2 protein-coding genes and 1 pseudogene are annotated in these 2,409 nt (G+C 52.6%); 2 read left to right on the top strand and 1 reads right to left on the bottom strand.

Features of this window, described 5'->3' with window-relative positions:
- Window positions 1-168 (top strand): annotated as a pseudogene (locus AKU79_RS12405) (pyrroline-5-carboxylate reductase family protein); the annotation flags it as partial.
- A gap of 268 nt (window positions 169-436) precedes the next feature.
- On the opposite strand, the gene AKU79_RS12400 reads toward AKU79_RS12405, so the two are convergent.
- The gene (locus AKU79_RS12400) at window positions 437-1,720 is read right to left on the bottom strand and encodes an ATP-binding protein (RefSeq protein WP_050523919.1); all 1,284 of its coding nucleotides are present in this window, start codon (window positions 1,718-1,720) and stop codon (window positions 437-439) included.
- A gap of 66 nt (window positions 1,721-1,786) precedes the next feature.
- Here AKU79_RS12400 and istA point away from each other — a divergent pair.
- Window positions 1,787-2,409, top strand: a 623-nt coding sequence (istA, locus tag AKU79_RS18985) for an IS21 family transposase (RefSeq protein ID WP_231580166.1), incomplete at its 3' end; no start/stop codon positions are given.

Genomic DNA, 2,409 nt, shown 5'->3' with positions numbered 1-2,409 from the left:
GGCAATGGCAGCACGCTGTTTGTATCGGTGGCGGCGGGCACGCCGATCAGCTTTTATGAGCAAGTTTTGGGCGCGCAAACGCCAGTTGTTCGCGCTATGCCCAACACCCCCGCCGCCGTGTCGCGCGGGATCACCGCCACCTGTGGCAACGCGGCCGCGACCGGCGCGCTTGCCACACCCGAAACCGACGACTATCAAACCCTAGGACTCTCGTTATGACTGAGGGACGACTGGGGGGCAGGCCAAAGCTGCAGCTAGTGGAAAGTTAACAAAACCGAAAGCGTCGGCGCAGCCCAGGATAGCGCCACGCAATGGCTCTGGACTTAAAACAACGACCGCCCCAACATGGGCATCGGTGGCATACCACCCGCCATGAAACTGAAAATGGCCGCGCAAATTCTACGGATGCGTTGTGAAAAAATGGGGGATTAACCTATCAGGACTGTTCTGCGCAAAGTTCCGAGAGTGCTTCTGGTTGCTCAGATCTGGTTCTTGTGGCTGGGAGGGTCAGCACAAAGCAGCTTCCTTTGCCGATAGTACTGCTAACGGTAAGGGCGCCTCCCTGCAACTCTGCGAGGCTTCGTGAGATGGCCAATCCCATTCCTGTGCCACCAGCGCGCCGTGTAGCTGTTGAATCGACTTGGTAAAAAACGTCGAAGATACTTTCGAACTCTGTCTCAGATATGCCTTCTCCAGTGTCACAGACTTCAAAACGAACCATGTCGTCGTGTTGTTTGATACAAAGGCGGACAAATCCTGAATCGGTGAACTTGATTGCATTCCCAACCAAATTGATCAAAATTTGTCGAACTCTCATGTTGTCAGCAAATACCGTTTCGGCCTCTTGCACGACTTCAAAATCGAGCCCTTTCTTACGTGAAAGGGTACTGAGTTGTTGAAAAACGGGATCGACGATATCTTTGATATTGCAGATTGTAGGCTCAATCACCAAGCGTCCAGATTCAATTTTTGCCACATCCAGCAATTCATTGATTAGATGCTCCAAATGCTCTCCTGATTGAACCATTCTTTGCTGCAAACCACTAAGTTGGGCGAATATATCTTCCAACATTGCTTTGGCTTTTTCTGACGGTACATCGCCTTCTTCATAAGCCGTAAGCAGTGCCTTTGACGAACGAAGCAACCGAGCATTTTCCGAAAGCTTTGCGACCCCCATGATCACCGTCAATGGCGTTCGCAGCTCATGGCTTAGTACACCCATAAAGTCAGACTTGGCCTTACTTGCTGCTTCAGCAGCCAACTTGGCGCGGGTGAGTTCAGTCACATCCACACGCAGGCCAACAATACCTCCATCTTGCAGAGGGTGATTAGACGTTTTGATGACCCGCCCATCAGCAAGGCGATGGTCCATATCCAGTTTTTCACCGACAACACTCTTTGCGCGTCGCGTATTGATCCAGTTCGACACTTCTGTTTCGGCAGGGGCGGGGTCTTGTTTCGCAAACCACGCACCAAAGACGCTTGAATATGGAGTTCCGGGTCTGAGGACTTCTTCAGGAAGTTCATAGATTTCTTGGTATTTTCTATTGCACAGAATCAACCGATCATCGCCATCGAACATGACAAACCCATCATTCAGGGCTTCAATGCCACTATTTAGCAATAGTTTGGCACGCTTGCGGGTGTGTGAGAGCCTAAGGATATAGACCAACTGTTGATTGTCATTGAGAACTGACCCGGCACCAGCAGAAATTGTCATTGAGAATTGACCCATGTGTAACCTTGCCCCGGCTTGAATCAGCTGGGGGCGCATGGAGTGATAGACATGGGATTTTTGAGGGTAATTCGGAAATGGGCACTGCGGGATAAGATGCCTATTCGCGAGATCGCGCGGCGGACGGGCGTATCTCGCAACACGATCAAGAAGTATCTGCGGGAGGGGATTGTTGAACCTGCATTTCAGGTGCCAGATCGCCCCAGCAAGCTGGACCCTTATGCTAAGCATCTTACTGCGTGGCTGACGACTGATCAGCGCAAATCACGCAAGGAACGCCGAACGGCGAAGCTGATGCATGCCGATCTTGTAAAGCTTGGATATGACGGTTCCTACGAACGTGTTGCGGCCTTTGTGCGGGAATGGAAGGGTGACCGGCAGCGTGCGCATCACACGACAGATCGTGGGACTTTCGTGCCGCTGGTGTTCGCGCCGGGCGAGGCTTTCCAGTTCGATTGGAGCGAGGACTGGGCCTATGTCGGCGGCGAGCGTATCAAGCTGCAGGTCGCGCATATCAAGCTGTCGCACAGCCGGGCATTTTTGGTGCGGGCCTATCTGTTGCAAACGCATGAGATGCTGTTTGATGCCCACTGGCATGCATTCCGCGTCTTCGAAGGCGTCCCCGGGCGTGGCATCTATGATAACATGAAGACCGCGGTCGACCGGGTTGGCGT

The organism is Pseudorhodobacter wandonensis, assembly GCF_001202035.1.
Classification (GTDB): Bacteria; Pseudomonadota; Alphaproteobacteria; order Rhodobacterales; family Rhodobacteraceae; genus Pseudorhodobacter; species Pseudorhodobacter wandonensis.
This window is presented reverse-complemented; position numbering and strand designations above follow the sequence as displayed.